This is a genomic window from Halorubrum coriense DSM 10284, from assembly GCF_000337035.1.
GTDB classification, from domain to species: Archaea; Halobacteriota; Halobacteria; order Halobacteriales; family Haloferacaceae; genus Halorubrum; species Halorubrum coriense.
In genome coordinates, this window is sequence record NZ_AOJL01000042.1 from 12,671 (window position 1) to 31,551 (window position 18,881).

An 18,881-nucleotide genomic window follows, 5' to 3' on the forward strand; every position below is an offset into this window, starting at 1 on the left:
TCGTCACCGCTCGGAGACACGGACCGTACACATCGGTACGTAGAACGGCAGACGTATATGATCAGGGTCCGCTCTCGGAGTGACTCGCGGGTCGCCTCCGCGGCGGCACAGGTGCCGCGTATCGAGCCACCCGGCCCCAGCGGACCGAGGAGTCCGACCGCCGCCCTCGCTCCCGGGGGCCGTCCCGGAGCTGCCCGAGGGAACGATTTAAAAGCGTCCGGTCGGAACGAGGGGTATGCCCACTTTCGAACTGAACCTCTCGGACGACGTGTACGCGGAGTTTCAGCAGCTCGCGGAACAGGAGTTCGTCTCCGAGGAGCAGGCCGCCGAGGACCTCATCGCGTCCGGCATCGAGGCGTACAACGTGACCGTCGTCGACGAGGAGCCCCGCGACGAGATGCTCGACGGCGCGGAGAACAACATGTTCGACACCGCGGAAGACCCCGGCAGCCTCGAAGACGACCGGCTCTAGCGCCGTCCCGACGCGGAAGTTGCCTCGACCCCGCTGAGCCACCGGCCCGGCGCTCGGACCCGTCGGCCCGGCACTCGGACCCGTCGGCCCGGCACAGAAAGGAGATATATCAATACCACGTCCGAATTAGTACTGAGATCTGTAATTTCATACAGAGAACATATTTTTCCGCGTGGAACGGCTACGAACCGGTCAGCCGTGGACCCGAAAGAAGACGGCGTGTCGCTCGAGCGCGACCCCGTGTGGGACGACCGGTACTCCTCGGTGCGCGACCGCGTCGTGGACGCCTCGGACGACCGGCTGTGCGACGTGTTCCACGTCGGTAGCACCGCTATTCCCGGCGTTCCGGGGAAGCCGGTCCTGGACGTGATGCCGGTGTACACCACCGGGGCAGGCATGCGCGCCGCCGCGGACGGGCTCACCGCGGGGGAGTTTGAACGGGAGCACGACGCCGACGACACGGTCGTCGCGCTGCGGCGAGAGCCGGATCACGTCGTCGCGGTACGGATGCACACCGTCGACGCGGACCAGTGGCGGCCGATCCTCCTGTTCCGGGAGTACCTCGCCGACCACCCCGATGCCCGCGAGGAGTACGCCCGGGTCAAGCGCGAAGCGGCCGCCGAACACCCGGACGACATGGAGGCGTACACGGACGCGAAGTTCGACGTCGTCCGGTCCCTGACGGAGGCAGCGCGCGAAGCGGGGTACGAGGACCGACTGCCGTCGTTCGCAGAGGGGGATCAGTAGCCGAGACCGAGGAGCCGGTTCGCCGTCAGCGTCGCCAGCCCGAGCGCCATCACGCACGCCAGCAGTCCGAACGCGACGGGCCAGCCCGCGGCGTCGGAGACGCTGCCGACGACGACGCTCCCGGAGGCCCCGGTCACCATGTACGCGGTCCGGACGAGCCCGAAGCCGGCACCCCGCTCGGCGCCGGACAGCAGGTCCATGAACCGCGACTGGATGGGCGCGCCCCACGACATCGCGAGCCCGACGAGCCCGACGGCACCGACGATGACCGGCAGTCCGAGGTCCAGCGCCGCGGCCGCGACGAGCCCCCCGTAGCCGACGACGCCGGCGGCCATCGTCACCATCGCGGTGGCGTCGCGCCCGATCCGGTCGGATATCGACCCGGTGACGGGCTGGGTGCCGCCGTGGACGAGGAAGTACGCCGAGAACAGCAGCGCCGACAGCGCGCTCGACAGGCCCGTGCCGACCTCGAGGAACGTCGGGAGGAAGGAGGCGGTCGCCTGCCACGTGAACGCGCCCATCGTCGCCAGGGCGGTCGTGTAGAGGATCTGCGGCCGAGACAGCAGTTCGGCGAGCGGACCGACAGCGAACCGCTCGCCCATCGGCTGGTCGGGGCGCAGCGGCTCGGTCGGTCGGACCCGCCACGCGAACAGCGCGAACACGGGGACCGCGACCGCGGCCCCGAGGAGGACGCCGGCGCGCCAGCCGTACCGCGACCCGACCAGCGCGGCCGCCGGGGGCGCGGCGAGCCCGGCCAGCGGCCCGCCGGCGACGTGGACGCCGATGGCGCGGCCGGTGTCGTCGAACTGCCGCGTCAGGAACGTCGTGGCGACGGAGTAGTGGAGCCCGGCCCCCACGCCGAGCGCGGCCGCGAACACCCCGAACGCGAGCATCGACGGCGAGGCGGCGAGGAGCACCGACGCGACCGCGGTCGCGCCCACCGCGGCGAGGATGACGCGGCGCTCGCCGAAGCGGTCGCCGAGGACGCCCGAGGGGAACTGCGCCAGCGCGTAGGTGAGCCACATCCCGCTGAGCGCGAGCCCGACGACGCCGTTGGTCACGTCGAACTGCGTCGTGATCTGCGGGACGAGCGGGCTGACGACCAGCCGCGCCACCATCGTGCCGGTGAACGCGAGCGTACAGAGCGCGAGCGCCGTGTGTTCGTACCGCCAGTTCACGGTCGCCGTACCGGACACGGGTCAAAGCGGCTTCCGATCGCGGTCAGACGGGCCGGGTGTCGGGGGCGGATTTCCCTGCCCGCGAGGTCACTCCGCCGCGAACCGAATCGGGTAGTCGGTGAGGTTCTCGTACCCGTCCTCGGTGACGACGACGAGGTCCTCTATCCGGACGCCCCCCACGTCGGGGTCGTAGAGCCCGGGCTCGACGGTGATCACGTGGCCCGGCTCCAGCTCTCCGCCGCCGTTCGCGAGCCGCGGCGACTCGTGGACATCGAGGCCGATGCCGTGTCCGGTCGAGTGGATGAAGCCCGTCTCCGTCTCGGGGTCGGTTCGGAACGTGGGCTCGCCGGCCGCCTCGTACACCTCGCAGGCGGCGGCGTGGACATCTTCGCCGGTCGTCCCCGGTTCGACCGCGTCGAGCGCGGCGTTGAGGGCCCGCTCGGTGAGGTCGTACCACTCGCGGAGCGTCTCGCTCGGCTCCCCGACGCAGAACGTCCGCGTCATGTCGGCGTTGTACTTCGTCGCCTTCGAGCGCGGGAAGATGTCGACGATGATCGCCTCGTCCGCGCGGAGCGGGCCCGAGCCGCGGTCGTGGGGGTCCGCGGCCTGCGCGCCGCCGGCGACGATCGTCTCGTCGAGCGCGCAGCCGTGCCGGAGGAGGGTGACCTCGATCTCCTCGGTCACCCGCTCGCTGGTGAGCGGCTCCCCGTCGCGGAGCAGGACGCCCGCCTCCGCGTCGTCGGCCTCGGTCGCCACGTCCGCGCCGGCGATCAGCTCCTCGGCGGCGCGCATCGCCGCCTCGTTCGCCCGCTGGGCCTCGCGGATCGCGTCGACCTCCTCGTCGGTCTTGACCGCCCGGACCTCCCGAAGCCGATCGTCGGTGTCGACGGCCACGTCGATACCGCGCTCGCGGAGGGCGTCCGCGGTGCCGACCGGACCGCGCGGCGGCATCGAGACGGACTCGACGCCCTTGTCGCGGACGAACGTCGCGTACATGTCGTTTCGCGCCTCGCGGCCGCCGTACTCGTAGTCGTAGTCGGCGTGCCGCTCGACCGTGTCGGCCGCCGCCTCGGTCGTCGCGCGACCGTATTCGAGCCCGCTGACGAGGACGTGGACCTCCCCGTCCGCGTACAGCGTGAGGAACGGGTCCGGTCCGGTGAACCCGGAGAGGTACAGCTGGTTCGCGTCCTCTTGGGAGGCGTCGAGGAGGTAGCCGTCGGTGCCGAGGTCTGACAGGCGGTCGTCGAGCCGCGTGCGGTTCATACGTCTCCCTGTTCGGGCGACGCTCAAAGCGGTTGTCCTCGCGGAACCCGTGCGGACGGTGAGGGGCCGCCGACGGCGACCCGCGACAAAACATATACCGATCACGCCGGAACGACGAGGTCGGAATGTCGGCGGACCGACGAACTACCCTCCCCTCGCTCGTACACCTGCCGTCCGGCTGGCTGCCGGTCGCCGCCGCCTCCGGGAGCGGTGCGGCGCTGCTCGGACTGGCGCTCACGCGGATCGCGCTCGCAGCCGCCGGCGTGTCGCCGGGGAACTCCGAGGTCGCTCGGTGGATGGTCGGCGGGCCGATATCCGCGGTCGAGGGGTCGATCTGGTTCCTCTTCGACGCCCACTGGGTCCGGGTCAGGACGGGGCCCGGGCTGTCGGACCTCGTCGTCATCGGTCACCCGCTGATACAGGCCGACGCCGTGCTGCGGCCGCTCCGAGCGGTGCCGCTGACCTTCGGCCTCGGCGTCGTGACCGCCGTCCGATACCTCCGTATCGACGATCCGCTCGCCGGTGCCGTGACCGGCGTGGGCGCGACGCTGGGCTATCTTCCGACGATGCTCGCGTTGCGGGCGGTCTCTCGCGTCCCGCTGACGCGGCACGCGGTCGACGGGACGGCACCGATCTCCGACGGCGACGGGGTCCCGGTATCGGAGGTCGCCGGGGTCACCGCCGGCCCCGACCTCGCTGCGACCCTGCTACTGGTGACCGGACTGGGCGTGGTCGTCGGTTATCTCGCCGGTGCGGGCACGGCCTTCGCGGCCGGGGACTGACCGGTGGACCGGTCGATCCGAACGCCGTCCCACCTTCGCGAAACGCATATATACTATATCCCGCGGAGCCGCCGTCACCGCCGCGCTGACGGCGGCCGCTCTCGGCCGCTCACGAATACCGAGTCTTACAGGGTTCTACACGCCGTTTTCGGCCGTGTATCGACGGCCCAAAACACGCGAACATTTAAGTATTTGGGCCGCTTACCCGAAGGTGAGGAAAACACCGAGATTCGTCCCTCGGTTTCGTTGTTCCCTCCAGCACAAAACCAATGAGCGAGAACCTTCGAACGTACACGACAGAGAACGTCGACGACGAGCGCGAAACCGAGTCGGAGAGCGAGGAGGAAGAGCTGCGGTGTCCGGAGTGCGGCGGCCAGCTCGCGACCGACACGGAACACGGAGAGACCGTCTGTGTCGACTGCGGGCTCGTCGTCGAGGAGGACGAGATCGACCGCGGGCCGGAGTGGCGCGCGTTCGACTCCAAGGAGAAGGACAACAAGTCGCGGGTCGGGGCCCCGACGACGAACATGATGCACGACAAGGGGCTCTCGACGAACATCGGCTGGCAGGACAAAGACGCCTACGGCAAGTCGCTGTCCAGCCGCCAGCGCGAGAAGATGCAGCGGCTGCGGACGTGGAACGAGCGCTTCCGCACCCGCGACTCCAAGGAGCGCAACCTCAAGCAGGCCCTCGGCGAGATCGACCGCATGGCGAGCGCGCTCGGTCTCCCCGACAACGTCCGCGAAACCGCCTCCGTCATCTACCGCCGCGCGCTCGACGAGGACCTGCTTCCCGGCCGCTCCATCGAGGGCGTCTCGACGGCTTCGCTGTACGCCGCCGCCCGGCAGGCCGGCACGCCGCGCAGCCTCGACGAGATCGCGGGCGTCTCCCGCGTCGAGAAGGACGAGATCGCCCGGACCTACCGCTACGTCGTCCGCGAGCTGAAGCTGGAGATCCAGCCGGCCGACCCCGAGAGCTACGTCCCGCGGTTCGCCTCCGACCTCGGCCTCTCCGACGAGGCCGAGCGCCGCGCGCGCAGCCTGCTCGACACGGCGAAGGAACAGGGGATCCACTCCGGGAAGTCGCCGGTCGGGCTCGCCGCCGCCGCGGTCTACGCCGCCTCGCTGCTGGTCAACGAGAAGGTGACCCAGAGCGAGGTCAGCGAGGTCGCGAACATCAGCGAAGTCACCATCCGCAACCGGTACCACGAGCTCCTCGAAGCCGAGGACTCGGTCGCGCTGAACTGACCCGCTCTTCCTGATCGGTCCGGCGTCGTCTCGTCACTAGTCCGAGCCGAAACCGCGAAGGCGACGCGCCGCCACCCGGTGACATGGAGACGACGCGCCACTTCACGGCGACGACGTACATCGTCAACGACGGGGCGACGGCGCTTCACGAACACGAGCGGCTCGGGATCCGGCTGCCGCCCGGCGGGCACGTCGACCGCGACGAGCTCCCGCACGAGGCCGCGCGCCGCGAGGTCCGCGAGGAGACGGGACTCGATCCCGACCTCGTCGCCGCGGAGTCGTCGATCACGGGGCCGAACACCCGCGGCCTCCCCGAGCCGGCCCACCTCATGCTCCACGACATCAACGTCCACGAGGACGGGTCGGTGGGCCACCAGCACGTCGACCACCTCTACTACGCCCGGGTCGACTCCCGCGAGATCGCGCCCAACGGTGACGACGAGGTCGACCCGGAGCGCTGGCGCTGGTACACCGCGTCCGAGCTCGCGGCGAGCGACCTCCCGGACGACGTCGTCGACCTCGGTCGGGAGGCGATCGCCGCCGTCGACGAGCGCTGAGCGGAGCCGCCGGGAGCGTCCGATTTACGGCCGGGGGCGACCGGGGCGAGCCGCGCGTCGCGGCGTCAGACGGCCGTCTCACGCTCCGGAAGGTATTTGGGTCGGTGTTGGCGAGATACACTCAAATATGGACGCACAGCGAAGGGAAGCGATCGCCGAGTGGGACGACCGCTCGTTTTCCGACGGGTTCGCGGGCCTCCGGCAGGTCGTCGGCGACGGGTTCTCCGGCGCGGCGACCGACGGAACCGGGTGGCTGTTCTTCGCCGACGGGCGCGTCGTCGGGGTCGTCGACGCGACGCTCGACGCCTTCACCGACGCCTCGGGGACCGTCTACCGGGCCCCGGACGAGGCGCTCCCGGTGCTTTTCGCCATGCAGGAGCTCGGCGGCGAGCCGCGGGCGAAGTACTACACCAACGACACGTCCCTGAGCGAGGCCGACCGGAAGCTCTCGCAGGGCGGCTTCACCGGCTACATCGAGCTGTCGGAGAACGTCCTCTCCGGCGACTACTACGTGGCCTACACGGGCGGCGAGTCGATGGCGGCGGCGTACGTCGGCAACGCGCGTCGGCTGGAGACCGGCGACGACGCCTTCGAACTCGCGGCCGACGAGGTCGGAATCTACACGGTGTACGAGGTCGACCTCGACGTCCGCCCGCTCCCCGACGGCGACGACGCGACCGCCGCGGCCGACCCGGCCGGGGAGGCGGAGTCGGTCGCCGTCGCCGACCCGGGCGACGAACCGAGCGGAGACGACGCGGCAGACGACGAGACGGACGGCCCCGACGACCCGACCGGAGTCGACATCGAGGCCCCTTCGGACGCCGTCGACCCCGCTCCGGACGCCGGCCGAGACGACGGCTCCCCCGCGTCGACGAGGCGGGACGAGTCGCCGGCGGTCGGTTCGGGACCCGCCGCGGACGAGCCCGTCGACGCCGACCCGGGCGGAGAGGCCGCCGGACCGGAGAACGGGTCGACGCCCGACGCGGTTCGGATCGGCGACGTCGACGCCGCCGACACCGCGGGGGAAACCGCGGACGCGACCGGCTCCGACCAACGGGACCGGTCGTCGAGCGGGTCCCGCGGAGCGCCCGTCGCGGACGCCGCCGCGACGGACTCCGCGGACGCGGCGACCCCGGACGACGCCGCCGACGCGCCGGACTCGGAGGACGTCTTCTCGGAGGAGGCCGAGTGGCGGGAACAGAAGTCGATCCCGGCGCTCGACCCGTCCGAGGCGGGCGGAGAGCCCCGCGACGGCGACCGACGAGGCGGGTCGTCGCAGCGCGCCCGCCCCGGGACCGACCGCGGTCGCGGCGAGGGGGGCGAGTCGGCCCCGAACGGCGGGTCGCCGTCGCCGCGGTCGACCGCGGAGTCCGCGTCGAACTCGTCGGCGGTGTCGCGGCGAGACGCGCGCGAATCGCGGGCCGACGCCGACCCGGAGCGGCTCCGGAAGCTCGAGGCGGCGTTGGAGGAGGCCGAGTCCGAGCGCCGGTCGCTCGCCGACGAGCGCGACCGCTTGGCGGCCGAGCGCGACGAGGTCGCGACGGAGCGCGACGAGCTGGCCGACGCGGTCGACCGGCTCGAATCGGAGGTCGACGAGCTCAGAGACGAGCGCGACCGACTCCGACGGGAGCTCTCGGAGGCGAGAGAGCGACTGCCGGACGCGGACCGGACGCTCACGCCCGCGGAGGCGCGGAACGGCACGAACCTCTTCATCCGGTACGACTCGAAGGAGGGCGCGACCCTCGCCGACGCCCACGAGGGGAGCACCGACCGGGAGGCGCTGCGGGAGAACCTCCGCGTCGAACACCACACGAGCTTCGAGACCGACGGCCTCGCGGTGGACGGCCGGGAGTTCGACGAGTTCCTCGAAGACACCATCGAGTACGGCTTCACCCGGTGGCTCGTCGAGGACCTCCCGTTCGAGGTCCGCGGCACCGGCAACGAGGGGATCCTCCGCGACCTCTACGACGCGCTCCCCGAGGTCGACCGCGCCGAGATCGGCGGATCGGTGTCCGTCGAACTCCGCGAGGGCGGCGAGGAGGTCCGCGAGCAGCGCGCGTTCGACCTCGTGTTGCGCGACCGGATGGGCCACCCCCTGTTCGCCGCCGACCTGAACGACAGCCGGGACCCGACGGCGGAGGGGACGCTGGAGTCGCTCGTGGAGAACGGGCGCGACATCGCGGGCTCGAACGAGACGTTCGCCGGGGCGTTCGCGGTGACGGAGAGCTTCTTCGAGCCGGGCGCGTTAGAGACCGCGAGCGACGCGGTCGGCGGCGGCCTGTTCAGCCGGTCGAAGCGGGCGAGCTTCGTGAAACTCTCGCGCAAGCGAGGGTTCCACCTGTGCCTCGTCGAGGCTCGGGACGGCGGGTTCCACATGACGGTCCCCGACCTCTGATCGCGGCGGGGCGTCGACCGGAAAGGGCTACGCGGAGAACGAAAACGCGGCAGGTACGTCGGCGGGCGAAATCGGAATCCCGGTCAGTTCTCGAGTTCCGCTGCGTCGTCGATACGCATGGAGCCGAGCTTGTCGACCGTCTCGTCGAGCTTCTCGTCGAGTTCGTCGACGAACTCGTGGGTGCGCTCGGTGGTGATCGCGCCCTGACTGGACGGCTCGATGAGGTTCTCCTCTTCGAGGACGCGCAGGGAGTACCGCACCTTGTGGTGCGGGTAGCCGGTCTCGTTCGACATCTTCACGATGCCGATCGGCTCGTTCTCGATGACCATCCGCAGGACTTGGAGGTGACGTTCCAGCATGTCTACCTCTTTCTCTAGTCGATCTATCATGCCACATGTTAACTCGTCATGCCCCTGTTTAAAAGTTGCTGTCCGCGGCCGCAGAGAATCGCTCGAACGCACGATTTGACGTGGCAGTAGTTAACGTGTTCGATCGCGGGCCGTCGAGACGCGACCCGCCTACGAGGGCCGGCGGCGCGCGGCCGGTCGAAGGGACCGAGCCGCTGAAATACACGAACGAGCCCATTCCCAGTAGACGGGGTATTTTTCGATCCACGTCCGTGGTGGTCTCACTGTCGCAGACCGTAATCGGTTTTACCCCCCGCCGGGAATCGGCAGGTCGTATGACACTCACCATCGTCGGCTCCCAGCTCGGCGACGAGGGCAAGGGCGCGCTCGTCGACCGGTGGGGAGGGGACGCGGACGTCGTAGTCCGTTATCAGGGCGGCGACAACGCCGGCCACACCGTCGTCGAAGGCGGCGCGGAGTACAAGCTCTCTCTGGTTCCGAGCGGCGCGGTCCGGGGGACCGTCGGTATCCTCGGCAACGGCTGCGTCGTCAACCCGAAGACGCTGTTCACCGAGATCGACGACCTGCGCGAGCGCGGGCTCGATCCCGACGTGCGCGTCGCCCGCCGGGCGCACGTCATCATGCCGTACCACCGCGTGGTAGACGGGATCGAAGAGGAGGTGAAGGCCGACGACGACGCCGGCGACGCGGTCGGCACCACCGGGCGCGGCATCGGCCCCACCTACGAGGACAAGGCCGGACGACGCGGGATCCGGATCGCGGACCTGCTCGACCCCGACACGCTCCGCGAGAAGCTCGAGTACGCGGTCCCGCAGAAGCGCGCGCTCGTCGAGGACGTGTACGGGCTCGAAATCGAGGGAGACGGCGACCGAGCCGACGCCTTCGACGTCGACGCGCTCCACGAGGAGTTCGCCGCGATCGGCGAGCGCCTCGCCGACGAGGGGATGACCGTCAACTCCTCCGACTACCTCCACCGCCGCTTCGAGGCGGGCGACGAGATCCTCTTCGAGGGGGCGCAGGGGACGCACATCGACGTCGACCACGGGAACTACCCGTTCGTCACCTCGTCGAACCCGACCGCCGGCGGCGCGGCCGTCGGCTCCGGGCTCGGCGTCACGAGGGTCGGCGAGGGCGAGGTCGTCGGCATCGTGAAGGCGTACCTCTCGCGGGTCGGCGAGGGACCGCTCCCGACCGAACTCGACGGCGACGCCGACGAGGAGGCGCTCGCCGACGAGATCCGCGAGAAGGGCGGCGAGTTCGGCACGGTCACCGGTCGCCCCCGCAGGATCGGGTGGCTCGACCTCCCGATGCTCCGCCACGCCGCGCGCGTCTCCGGCTTCACGGGCGTCGCGGTCAATCACGTCGACGTACTGGCCGGACTCGACGAGCTGAAGGTGTGTACGGGGTACGAACTGGAGGGCGAGGTGATCGACACCGTCCCCACCACGACCGACCGGTGGGAGCGCTGCGAGCCGGTGTACGAAACGCTCGACACGTGGGAGCCGTTCGACTCCTCGGCGGTCGCCGAGGCGGGCTACGACGCGCTCCCCGAGGCGGCCCGCGACTACCTAGCGTTCCTCGCCGACGAGATCGACACCCCGATCTACGCCGTCGGCGTCGGCCCCGACCGCGAGGAGACAGTCGAACTGACGAACCCGTTCGAAGAGTAAGTCGCGAGCGCCCGCGGCGCGGCGGGTCACCGGTCTCGCGGTCACCGACGTTTTTGCGTCCCGAGCGTGATTCGCAGCCATGGCCGAGCCCTCCCGCGGCCCGCCCGACCGCGACTCGCACGGTCGCGACTCGCCCCCGGCGGAGCCGCTCGTCGAACGGACCGCCTCGCACCTCGGGCGGCTGCTCCCGCTCGCGCTCGTCCCCCTCGCCACGGCGCTGTTCCGAGTCCGGGACCTGCTCGCGACGGGCCGGACCGACGGCTTCTCGCTGCGCGCGTCGTTCCCCGTCTACCGATACGACCTCTGGAACTTCGTCGACGTCCCGCGAGCGGGCGGCGCGTCGGTGGCGCTCCCGTTCAGTCGCTTGGAGCCGCTGACGCTTCTCGTCCCCGCCGTCGGCGTGTACGTCGTCGTCTCGGGCGCGCTGAGCGCGGGCTACTTCGGGAGCATCGCCGACGGCGTCACGACCGGCCGGTTCGAGTTCGTCGCGAACGTCCGCCGGTTCGGCGTCCGGATGATCCTCTTGGAGGCGGTCGTCGTCGCCGCGCTGGCGGCGGCCTTCCTCCCGCTCGTCCTCGTCCCGCCGCTGTTCGTGGTGGCGATACTCGTCGTGCTGGTGCTCTCGTACCTGTACTTCCCCACGGTCTACGTCCTCGCGCTGGAGGACCGCGGCGTCCGGTCGGCGGCGGTGCGCGCACGCGACCTGGTCGACCGACACCGACCGCTCGGGTTCTTCCTCGCCGTCGCGGTCGTCACGGCGCTCTGTTCGGTCCCCGTGAGCCTCCTCGCTCACGCCGGCCCGGCCGGGGCGATCGCGGCGGCGGTCGTCGCCGCGCCGCTGGGACTCGCGTTCAACGTCGCGACCGCGCTGAAGGTCGCGGAGATGGCCGGGGTCGAGACGGTCGGGTGACGGCTCGCCGCGGGCGTCGCCGACTACCGCGGGTCGACGGCGTTCAGCGCGGCGCGGTCCTCGTCGGTCAGCGACAGGTCCGCGGCCGCGAGGTTCGATTCGAGGTGGTCGACGCTCGACGTGCCCGGGATCGGGAGCGTCACGTCGGAGTGGTCGAGGAGCCACGCGAGCGCGACCTGCTGGGGCGTCGCGTCGCGGTGGTCAGCGACCTCCGCGAGGACCGCGGCCGACTCGCCCTCCTCGACCGCGTACATCGGCCCCCACGGGATGAAGCCCACGCCGTGCTTCTCGCAGGCGCGCAGCACGTCCTCGTCGTCGCGGTGGCCGACGTTGTACCGGTTCTGGACGGTCGCGACGTCGACGATGTCCGTGGCCGTCTCCAGCTGTTCGACGGTGACGTTCGAGAGGCCGACGTGGGCGACCTGGCCGGCGTCCTTCATCTCCGCGAACGCGTGGACGGACGCCTCGAAGTCGGTGTCCGGATCGGGTCGGTGGTACTGGTAGAGGTCGATCGTGTCGGTGCCGAGGCGGTCGAGGCTACACAGCACTTGATTCTTCAGGAAGTCCGGGTCGCCGTGCGGGAGCCAGTCGCCCTCGCGGTTGCGGAGCAGCCCGGCCTTCGAGGCGATCACCACGTCGTCGGGGTCGCCGACCGCCTCGCGGATGAGTCGCTCCGAGACCCCCGGGCCGTAGGAGTCCGCCGTGTCGACGAAGTCGACGCCGCGGTCGACCGCCCGGCGGAGGACCTCTTTCGCCGCCTCCTCGTCCTCCGGCCGGCCGATAACGTCCTCGCCGGCGACCCGCATCGCGCCGAAACCGAGGCGGTCGACCGTGAACTCGCCGCCGATGTCGAACGTGTCGCGTCCCCCGTCAGTGTCGGAAGCCATGGTCGCTCCGTCTCGCGCCACGCGGAAAGCCGTGGGGATGGCGGAAGCGGAGGCGGTCCGGCGGCGAACGGCGCGGTCGCCCGTCCCTCGCCCGTGTTGCGTCCGTCGCTACTCATAAACCGTCCCCGCGTAATCGTAAGGTATGGACGCCGAGCGCGAGGTACTCGACGTGTTGGCGCGGAACGCCCGCGAGGACATCGACGACATCGCGGCCCAGACGGGCCTCGACGCGGCGGCGGTAGCGGACGCGATCGACGCGCTAGAGGCTGACGGCGTCGTTCACGGCTACCAGGCGGTCGTCGACTGGGACCGCGTCGACGAGGGGAAGATCCGCGCCGTCGTCGAGATCAACGTCGAACTCGACCGGGAGACGGGGTACGAGCAGGTCGCGGACCGGATCGCGAAGTTCCCCGCGGTCGACGCCTTACACCTCGTCTCGGGCGACTACGACTTCGCCGTCGAGGTGCTCGGCGAGAACATGCAAGACGTCTCCGAGTTCATCTCCGAGCAGGTCGCGCCGATGCCGGCGGTCACCCAGACAGTGACCCACTACATCATGGAGACGTACAAGGACGGCGGGATCCGGTTCGAGGACGGGGACGACGACGACCGCCTCTCCGTGTCGCCATGAGGCTCTCGGACCGCGCGCGCACCCTCCCCGAGTCGGGGATCCGGAAGTTCTTCGAGCTCGCGGAGGCGCGCGACGACGTCATCTCGCTCGGGGTCGGCGAGCCCGACTTCTCCGCCCCGTGGAGCGCCCGCACCGCCGCGATCGACTCGCTCGAACGCGGGAAGACCTCCTACACCGCGAACCGCGGCATGGCGGCGCTCCGCGAGCGGATCGCGGACCACCACGAGCGCTACGCTCAGTCGTACGACCCGGCCGAGGAGGTCCTCGTCACCACCGGCGCGAGCGAGGCGGTCGACCTCGCCTTCCGCGCGCTCGTCGACCCCGGCGACACCGTGGCGGTCCACGAGCCGACGTACATCTCCTACGGGCCGGGGATCGAACTGGCGGGCGGCGAGCGGCTGACGGTCCCCACGCGCGCCGCGGACGACTTCGCGCTCACCCGAGAGTCGCTGGAGGCCGCGGGCGCGGCCGACGCGGACCTCCTCGTGTGCTGTTACCCGAACAACCCGACGGGCGCGACGATGACCGACGAGGAGCTCGCCGAGGTCGCGGCGTTCTGCCGCGACAACGAGATCCGCGTGGTGGCCGACGAGATATACGCCGCGCTCACCTACGGCGAGGACCACGCGTCGATCGCGACGCAGCCGGGGATGCGCGAGCGGACGGTGGTCGTCAACGGCTTCTCGAAGGCGTACGCGATGACCGGGCTGCGGCTCGGGTACGCGCTGGGCCCGACCGAGGCAATCGACGCGATGAACCGGATCCACCAGTACACGATGCTGTCCGCGCCGACGACGCCGCAGTACGCCGCCATCGAGGCCCTCGACCGCTGCGACGGCGAGGTCGCTGAGATGGTCGAGGAGTACAACCGCCGGCGGCGGCTGGTCGTCTCCCGGTTCAACGAGATGGGCCTCGACACGTTCGAGCCCGGCGGCGCGTTCTACGCGTTCCCCGAGTGCGGCGGCGACGACGAGGCGTTCGCGGAGGAACTACTGGAGGCGCAGGGCGTCGCGGTCGTCCCCGGCTCCGTCTTCGGCGAGGGCGGCGAGGGCCACCTCCGCGTCTCGTACGCCACCTCGATGCGCGAGCTGAAGGAGGCGACCGACCGGATCGCGGCGTTCGTCGAGGGACGCTGAGGCCGCGGTCGCGGGGGGGTTCGCGCCGCGAGCCGGCCGTCGCGTTCGCGACGCGAACCGTCCGTCGCGCCCGCCCCGAGACACTCCGCCGCATGAACGGACAACTCCTCGCAGATTTATTGGCGTTCGCTAACAACTATCACGTTTTATCATTACCGTCCGCGTATGGAGTTCCAACTGACCGACGAGCAACGACAGCTACGCGAGGAGGTGCGGAAGTTCGCCGACGAGGAGATCCGACCGGTCGCCACGGAGTACGACGTCGACGAGGCGTACCCGCACGAGGTGATGGACAAGGCCGCGGAGATGGGGCTGCTCGCGCCGCACGTGCCGGTCGAGTACGGCGGGATCGGCTACTCGTCGCTGGAGAACGCGATCCTCACGGAGGAGCTGTTCGCGGCCGACCCGGGGATCGGGCTCTGTATCTCCAGCGCCGGGTTCGGCGCGGAGGCGCTGATGGAGTTCGGGACGGAAGAGCAGAAGGAGCGCGTCCTGCCCGAGGTGACCGCGGGCGACGCGGTGATGGGCTCGGCCATCTCCGAGCCGCAGGCCGGGTCGGACGTGACCTCGGTCGCGACGCGCGCCGAGAAGCGCGAGGCGCAGGGCGCCTCGGAACGGAGCGGCAGCGCCGCGGAGAAGGACGGCGACGAGTGGGTGATCAACGGCTCGAAGATGTGGATCACGAACGGCACCGTCGCCGACTACTTCGTCGTCGTCTGCGAGACGGACGCCGAGGTCGACGACCGCTACTCGGGCTACTCGCAGATCCTCGTCGAGGGGGACCGCGACGGGCTCACCCGCGACAAGATCACCGGGAAGCTCGGCATCCGCGCGAGCGACACCGCCGAACTCCGGTTCGACGACGTGCGGGTGCCCGAGGAGAACCTCATCGGCCAGCGCGGGATGGGGTTCCTCCAGCTCATGCAGTTCTTCGACGAGACCCGCACCGCGGTCGCCGCGCAGGGCGTCGGCATCGCCCGCGGCGCGGCCGAGCGCGCGCTGGAGTACGCCGAGGAGCGCGAGCAGTTCGGCCGGTCCATCTCCGACTTCCAGGCGATCAAACACAAGCTCGCGGAGATGCACACGAACACCGAGGCCGCCCGCTGGCTCACCTACCGCTCCGCGTGGGCGGTCGACAACGAGGCCGGCGACCTGACCGCGCTCGCGTCGATGGCCAAGGAGTTCGCCTCGCGGACCGCGGTCGAGGTCGCCGACGAGGCCGTCCAGGTCCACGGCGGTGCCGGCTTCGTCAACGACCACGACGTCGAGCGCCTCTACCGCGACGCGAAGATCACCCAGATCTACGAGGGGACCACCGAGATCCAGAAGAACATCGTCGCCCGCGAGCTGCTCGACGAGGGGATGTGAGGCCGCGGGCGGACCGCCGTTCGTCCGCGACCGACATCTAAAACACTCAGCGGTCCTAAATCGCCGGTATGGACGAGGAGGAGGCCCTCGAGCAGAGGGACGACGCGAGGTTCGAGGGCGGCGACGGGCCGGACCCCGAGGAACGCCTCAAGCGCCAGCGCGACGACCTCCGGCTGCTGAATCAGGTGATGCGCCACGACATCCGCAACGACCTCCAGCTCGTCGGCGCGTACGCCGAACTGCTCGACGACCACGTCGACGAGGAGGGGAGGGAGTACCTGGACGTGATCAAGCGGAACACGCAGAGCGCCGTCTCGCTCACCACGACGGTCCGCGACCTCGCGGAGGTGATGCTCCGTGAGGACGCCGAACCGAGCCGCGTCGCGCTCGACCGGGTCCTCGCGCAGCAGGTCGAGGAGGTGCGGTCCGCGTACTCGGAGGCCGTCTTCACGGTGGAGGGCTCGTACCCCGAAACCGAGGTCGTCGGCGACGAGATGCTGAGTTCGGTGTTCCGCAACCTCCTGCGGAACGCGGTCCAGCACAACGACGAGACCCCGCCGAAGGTGACGGTGTCGGCGACCGTCGACGAGGAGGGGGGCGTCGCCGAGGTCCGCGTCGCCGACAACGGGCCCGGGATCCCCGAGGACCAGCGCGACGAGGTGTTCGGGAAGGGAGAGAAGGGGCTCGACAGTCCGGGCGCGGGGATCGGGCTGTACCTCGTCCGGTCGCTCGTCGAGATCTACGGGGGAGACGTGTGGGTCGAAGACAACGAGCCGAAGGGCGCCGTCTTCGTCGTCAGGCTCCCGCTCTGTGCGGAGTGACCGGTGGAGCGCTCGAAGTGACGGTCGGGGCGCTCGAAGCGCCGATCAGTCCTCGTCGTACTCCATCGCGACCGAGTTGATACAGAAGCGCTTCCCGGTCGGCTCCGGGCCGTCGTCGAACACGTGTCCGAGGTGCGAGTCGCAGTTCGCACAGCGGACCTCGGTGCGGCGCATCCCGTGGCTGGTGTCCACCGTCGTCGTCACCGACTCCTCCTCGGCGGCGTAGAAGGCGGGCCACCCGCAGCCGGACTCGTACTTCGTCTCGGCCTCGAACAGGACGGTCCCGCAGGCCCGACAGCGGTACTCCCCGTCGTCGGGGTGGTGGTCGACGTACTCGCCGGAGAACTTCGCCTCCGTGCCGCTCTCGCGCAGCACGCGGTACTCCTCCTCGGAGAGTCGTTCGCGCCACTCCTCGTCGGTCAGCTCCGCCGGGTCGCCCTCGTCTGTCTCGCCCATGCCACCGATACGTGCCCCACGGGCAAGGGGGTTGCGGCGGCCGAACCGGCGAGGCGGCGCGGCTGCCGGCCGCAAACGGTATCCAGCCGGCGGTTCGACTCGCGGGCATGGCACGCGAAGTCACCCACGAGGAGCGCGGCCCGGCGGTACTCGACGACGACGACAAGGGCGACGACGGCCTGATCTTCGTCTGTCGGTGCGGCCTGTCGGACACGAAACCGCTCTGTGACGGCTCGCACGAGGCGACTACCGACGAGGAANCTCCCTCGCGCCATAGAGATGTGTATAAGAGACAGGTATAAGTACGAGAACGACGATCCCGACGGCGAACGCCGCGAGATCGGCGGTTTCGAAGGCGAAACGGAGTGAACGGCGGGCCCGACTCGTAGCCGACCCGCCGTCGGCGACGCGTCGACCGCCCCGAGAGACTCCGGGGCGTGCTCGACCGGGGACTGGGGGGCTCTCCGAGTTTATTGTTACCAAGTATCATGTTTGTCGCGTTCGAACGGTGCGTATGGAGTGGGACGAAACCGTTCGACGGAGCCGGAGGGCCGCGACGAGGGAGGTGTACCGACGTCGTGTCGAAGACCAGGCGGTGTCGCTCCGGGCGGCGCTCGACTCCGGCGAGTTCGAGGGGGGATTTCGGCTCGGGCTCGAACTCGAGGGGTACGCCGTGGACGGCGACGGCCGGCTCTCCCCCGCCCCGGAAGCGGCGATGTCGTCGGTCTGCGAGCCCGAACTGGGGCGACACAACGCCGAGATCAACACCGCCGTGACGGGGTTCGACCCGGCGGGCGTCACCCGGCAGACCAACGACTTGGCCGAGCGCGCCAGCGCCGTTCGGGAGGCGTTCGCGGCCCGCGACAGGCGGTTCGTCACCGACGGGATCTGGACTATCGGTCCGCCGGAGGGAGCGCTGTCGTACCTCTCGGCCACCGAGACGAAGCGCGGGATGGAAGTCCCGTCGAACCTCACGCCGGAGGCGCGGTACTACGCGTTGGACGCGGACATCACCGCGAACGAGCCGGTGACGTTAGACGTCGACGGCTGTCACCGGACGTTCCGAACCATCCTCGTCGAGTCGCTGGCGACCTCGATACAGGTCCACCTTCAGCCCCCGACCGACGAGTTCGCGCGGTACTTCAACGCGGCGCTCCGGACGGTCGGGCCGGTGGTCGCGCTGGCCGCGAACGCCCCGTTTCTCCCGCCGGAACTGTACACCGACGCCGACGCGGAGACGGTCATGACCGCCGGGCACGAGCTCAGGATACCCGTGTTCGAGTCGATGAACGTCCGTAGCCCGGGGAAAGTTCGATTCCCCCGCGACATTCAGACGGCGACCGACGCGATCGATCGGATCCTCGACGACCGTCCGTGTGCCCCCCACCTCCGCGAGTGGCTCTCGGACGCCCCTCGCGACGGGTTCGAGGCCGACCACTGGGAGTTCCTCCACAAGCAGGGGACCTGCTGGCGGTGGGTCCGCCCCGTGTTCGGTGCCGAGGGACCGCGGATCGAGTATCGGCCGCTCGCCGCCCAGCCGACCACGGCCGACGTGATCGGATTCCAACTGTTGGTCGCCGGGCTGATACACGGGGTCGTCAGCACCGATCACCCGCTCTGCGACCTGCCGTGGCGTGCCGCTCGCGAATCGCTATACGCCGCGAGCCGCGACGGGTTCGACGCGGACCTCCCGTGGCTGACCGGCGACGGCGAACGAACCGACGACCCGACCGTCGTCTATCCGGAGCTGTTCGCGCTCGCTCGCGCCGGGCTCCGCGACCGCGAACTGGCCGAGGGCCGGATCGATAGCCTCCTCGCGCCCGTCGAGCGGCGCTGGACGGCGCGGACGACTCCGGCGACGTGGAAGCGGGAGCGGGTCAGAGAGCGGCTCGACGCCGGTGCGGACCTCTCGGAGGCCGTCACCGGAACGCAGCGCGAGTACATTCGGCGGGCCGAGACGGGGAGTCCCTTCGCGGACTGGATCGCGTGAACC

General features: G+C 70.4%; 18 protein-coding genes and 1 pseudogene. 14 read left to right on the forward strand and 5 right to left on the reverse strand.

Annotation, left to right across the window (positions count from 1 at the left end):
- Positions 1 to 235 precede the first annotated feature (235 nt).
- Both C464_RS10285 and C464_RS10290 read left to right on the forward strand, forming a co-directional pair.
- On the forward strand, positions 236 to 472 hold the full coding sequence (locus C464_RS10285; protein ID WP_006113632.1) for a hypothetical protein: 237 nt from the start codon (positions 236 to 238) through the stop codon (positions 470 to 472).
- Between the two features lie 198 nt (positions 473 to 670).
- A complete protein-coding gene (locus tag C464_RS10290) occupies positions 671 to 1,219 on the forward strand; it encodes a GrpB family protein (RefSeq protein ID WP_006113633.1) in 549 nt (182 codons plus the stop codon).
- Here C464_RS10290 and C464_RS10295 read toward each other — a convergent pair.
- Complete coding sequence (locus C464_RS10295) at positions 1,213 to 2,397, reverse strand: MFS transporter (RefSeq protein ID WP_049911066.1); 1,185 nt, start codon at positions 2,395 to 2,397, stop codon at positions 1,213 to 1,215. The genes C464_RS10290 and C464_RS10295 overlap by 7 nt on opposite strands.
- Positions 2,398 to 2,484: 87 nt before the next feature.
- Positions 2,485 to 3,660 (reverse strand): M24 family metallopeptidase, encoded by a 1,176-nt coding sequence (locus C464_RS10300; protein ID WP_006113635.1) that lies wholly within the window; start codon positions 3,658 to 3,660, stop codon positions 2,485 to 2,487.
- 125 nt (positions 3,661 to 3,785) lie between these two features.
- On the opposite strand from C464_RS10300, the gene C464_RS10305 reads away from it, so the two are divergent.
- The 4 genes from C464_RS10305 to C464_RS10320 all read left to right on the forward strand — a co-directional run bounded on the left by C464_RS10305 (position 3,786) and on the right by C464_RS10320 (position 8,641).
- Entirely contained in the window at positions 3,786 to 4,442 is a 657-nt protein-coding gene (locus C464_RS10305) for a hypothetical protein (protein ID WP_006113636.1), read from the forward strand.
- 269 nt (positions 4,443 to 4,711) lie between these two features.
- Complete coding sequence (locus C464_RS10310; RefSeq protein WP_006113637.1) at positions 4,712 to 5,689, forward strand: transcription initiation factor IIB; 978 nt, start codon at positions 4,712 to 4,714, stop codon at positions 5,687 to 5,689.
- Between the two features lie 83 nt (positions 5,690 to 5,772).
- Entirely contained in the window at positions 5,773 to 6,246 is a 474-nt protein-coding gene (locus C464_RS10315; protein ID WP_006113638.1) for an NUDIX hydrolase, read from the forward strand.
- Positions 6,247 to 6,373: 127 nt separating this feature from the next.
- Complete coding sequence (locus C464_RS10320; protein ID WP_006113639.1) at positions 6,374 to 8,641, forward strand: DUF7527 domain-containing protein; 2,268 nt, start codon at positions 6,374 to 6,376, stop codon at positions 8,639 to 8,641.
- Between the two features lie 83 nt (positions 8,642 to 8,724).
- On the opposite strand, the gene C464_RS10325 is transcribed toward C464_RS10320, so the two are convergent.
- Positions 8,725 to 9,030, reverse strand: coding sequence for a hypothetical protein (locus C464_RS10325; protein ID WP_004045854.1), 306 nt, complete (start codon positions 9,028 to 9,030; stop codon positions 8,725 to 8,727).
- Positions 9,031 to 9,323: 293 nt separating this feature from the next.
- Between C464_RS10325 and C464_RS10330 the strand changes: the two genes are divergently transcribed.
- Both C464_RS10330 and C464_RS10335 read left to right on the forward strand, forming a co-directional pair.
- Entirely contained in the window at positions 9,324 to 10,679 is a 1,356-nt protein-coding gene (locus tag C464_RS10330; RefSeq protein WP_006113640.1) for an adenylosuccinate synthase, read from the forward strand.
- A 79-nt stretch (positions 10,680 to 10,758) separates the two neighbouring features.
- Positions 10,759 to 11,589 carry a hypothetical protein gene (locus tag C464_RS10335; protein ID WP_006113641.1) on the forward strand — a complete coding sequence of 277 codons (831 nt, stop codon included), beginning with the start codon at positions 10,759 to 10,761 and terminating at the stop codon, positions 11,587 to 11,589.
- Between the two features lie 23 nt (positions 11,590 to 11,612).
- Here C464_RS10335 and C464_RS10340 read toward each other — a convergent pair whose 3' ends face one another.
- Positions 11,613 to 12,476, reverse strand: coding sequence for an aldo/keto reductase (locus C464_RS10340; protein WP_006113642.1), 864 nt, complete (start codon positions 12,474 to 12,476; stop codon positions 11,613 to 11,615).
- Positions 12,477 to 12,618: 142 nt separating this feature from the next.
- Here C464_RS10340 and C464_RS10345 point away from each other — a divergent pair, with 142 nt between their 5' ends.
- The 4 genes from C464_RS10345 to C464_RS10360 all read left to right on the forward strand — a co-directional run bounded on the left by C464_RS10345 (position 12,619) and on the right by C464_RS10360 (position 16,432).
- Positions 12,619 to 13,107 (forward strand): Lrp/AsnC family transcriptional regulator, encoded by a 489-nt coding sequence (locus C464_RS10345; RefSeq protein ID WP_006113643.1) that lies wholly within the window; start codon positions 12,619 to 12,621, stop codon positions 13,105 to 13,107.
- Complete coding sequence (locus C464_RS10350; RefSeq protein WP_006113644.1) at positions 13,104 to 14,243, forward strand: pyridoxal phosphate-dependent aminotransferase; 1,140 nt, start codon at positions 13,104 to 13,106, stop codon at positions 14,241 to 14,243. The genes C464_RS10345 and C464_RS10350 overlap by 4 nt, the downstream gene beginning before the upstream one ends.
- A 165-nt stretch (positions 14,244 to 14,408) precedes the next feature.
- Positions 14,409 to 15,611: an acyl-CoA dehydrogenase family protein gene (locus C464_RS10355; protein WP_006113645.1), complete on the forward strand. Its 1,203-nt coding sequence runs from the start codon at positions 14,409 to 14,411 to the stop codon at positions 15,609 to 15,611.
- 68 nt (positions 15,612 to 15,679) lie between these two features.
- Positions 15,680 to 16,432, forward strand: coding sequence for a sensor histidine kinase (locus C464_RS10360; protein WP_006113646.1), 753 nt, complete (start codon positions 15,680 to 15,682; stop codon positions 16,430 to 16,432).
- A gap of 45 nt (positions 16,433 to 16,477) precedes the next feature.
- Here C464_RS10360 and msrB read toward each other — a convergent pair whose 3' ends face one another.
- A complete protein-coding gene (gene msrB / locus C464_RS10365; protein ID WP_006113647.1) occupies positions 16,478 to 16,888 on the reverse strand; it encodes a peptide-methionine (R)-S-oxide reductase MsrB in 411 nt (136 codons plus the stop codon).
- A 107-nt stretch (positions 16,889 to 16,995) separates the two neighbouring features.
- Here msrB and C464_RS10370 point away from each other — a divergent pair.
- Positions 16,996 to 17,257 (forward strand): annotated as a pseudogene (locus tag C464_RS10370) (CDGSH iron-sulfur domain-containing protein).
- Between the two features lie 145 nt (positions 17,258 to 17,402).
- Positions 17,403 to 18,878: a hypothetical protein gene (locus tag C464_RS10375; RefSeq protein ID WP_006113649.1), complete on the forward strand. Its 1,476-nt coding sequence runs from the start codon at positions 17,403 to 17,405 to the stop codon at positions 18,876 to 18,878.
- Positions 18,879 to 18,881 lie beyond the last annotated feature (3 nt).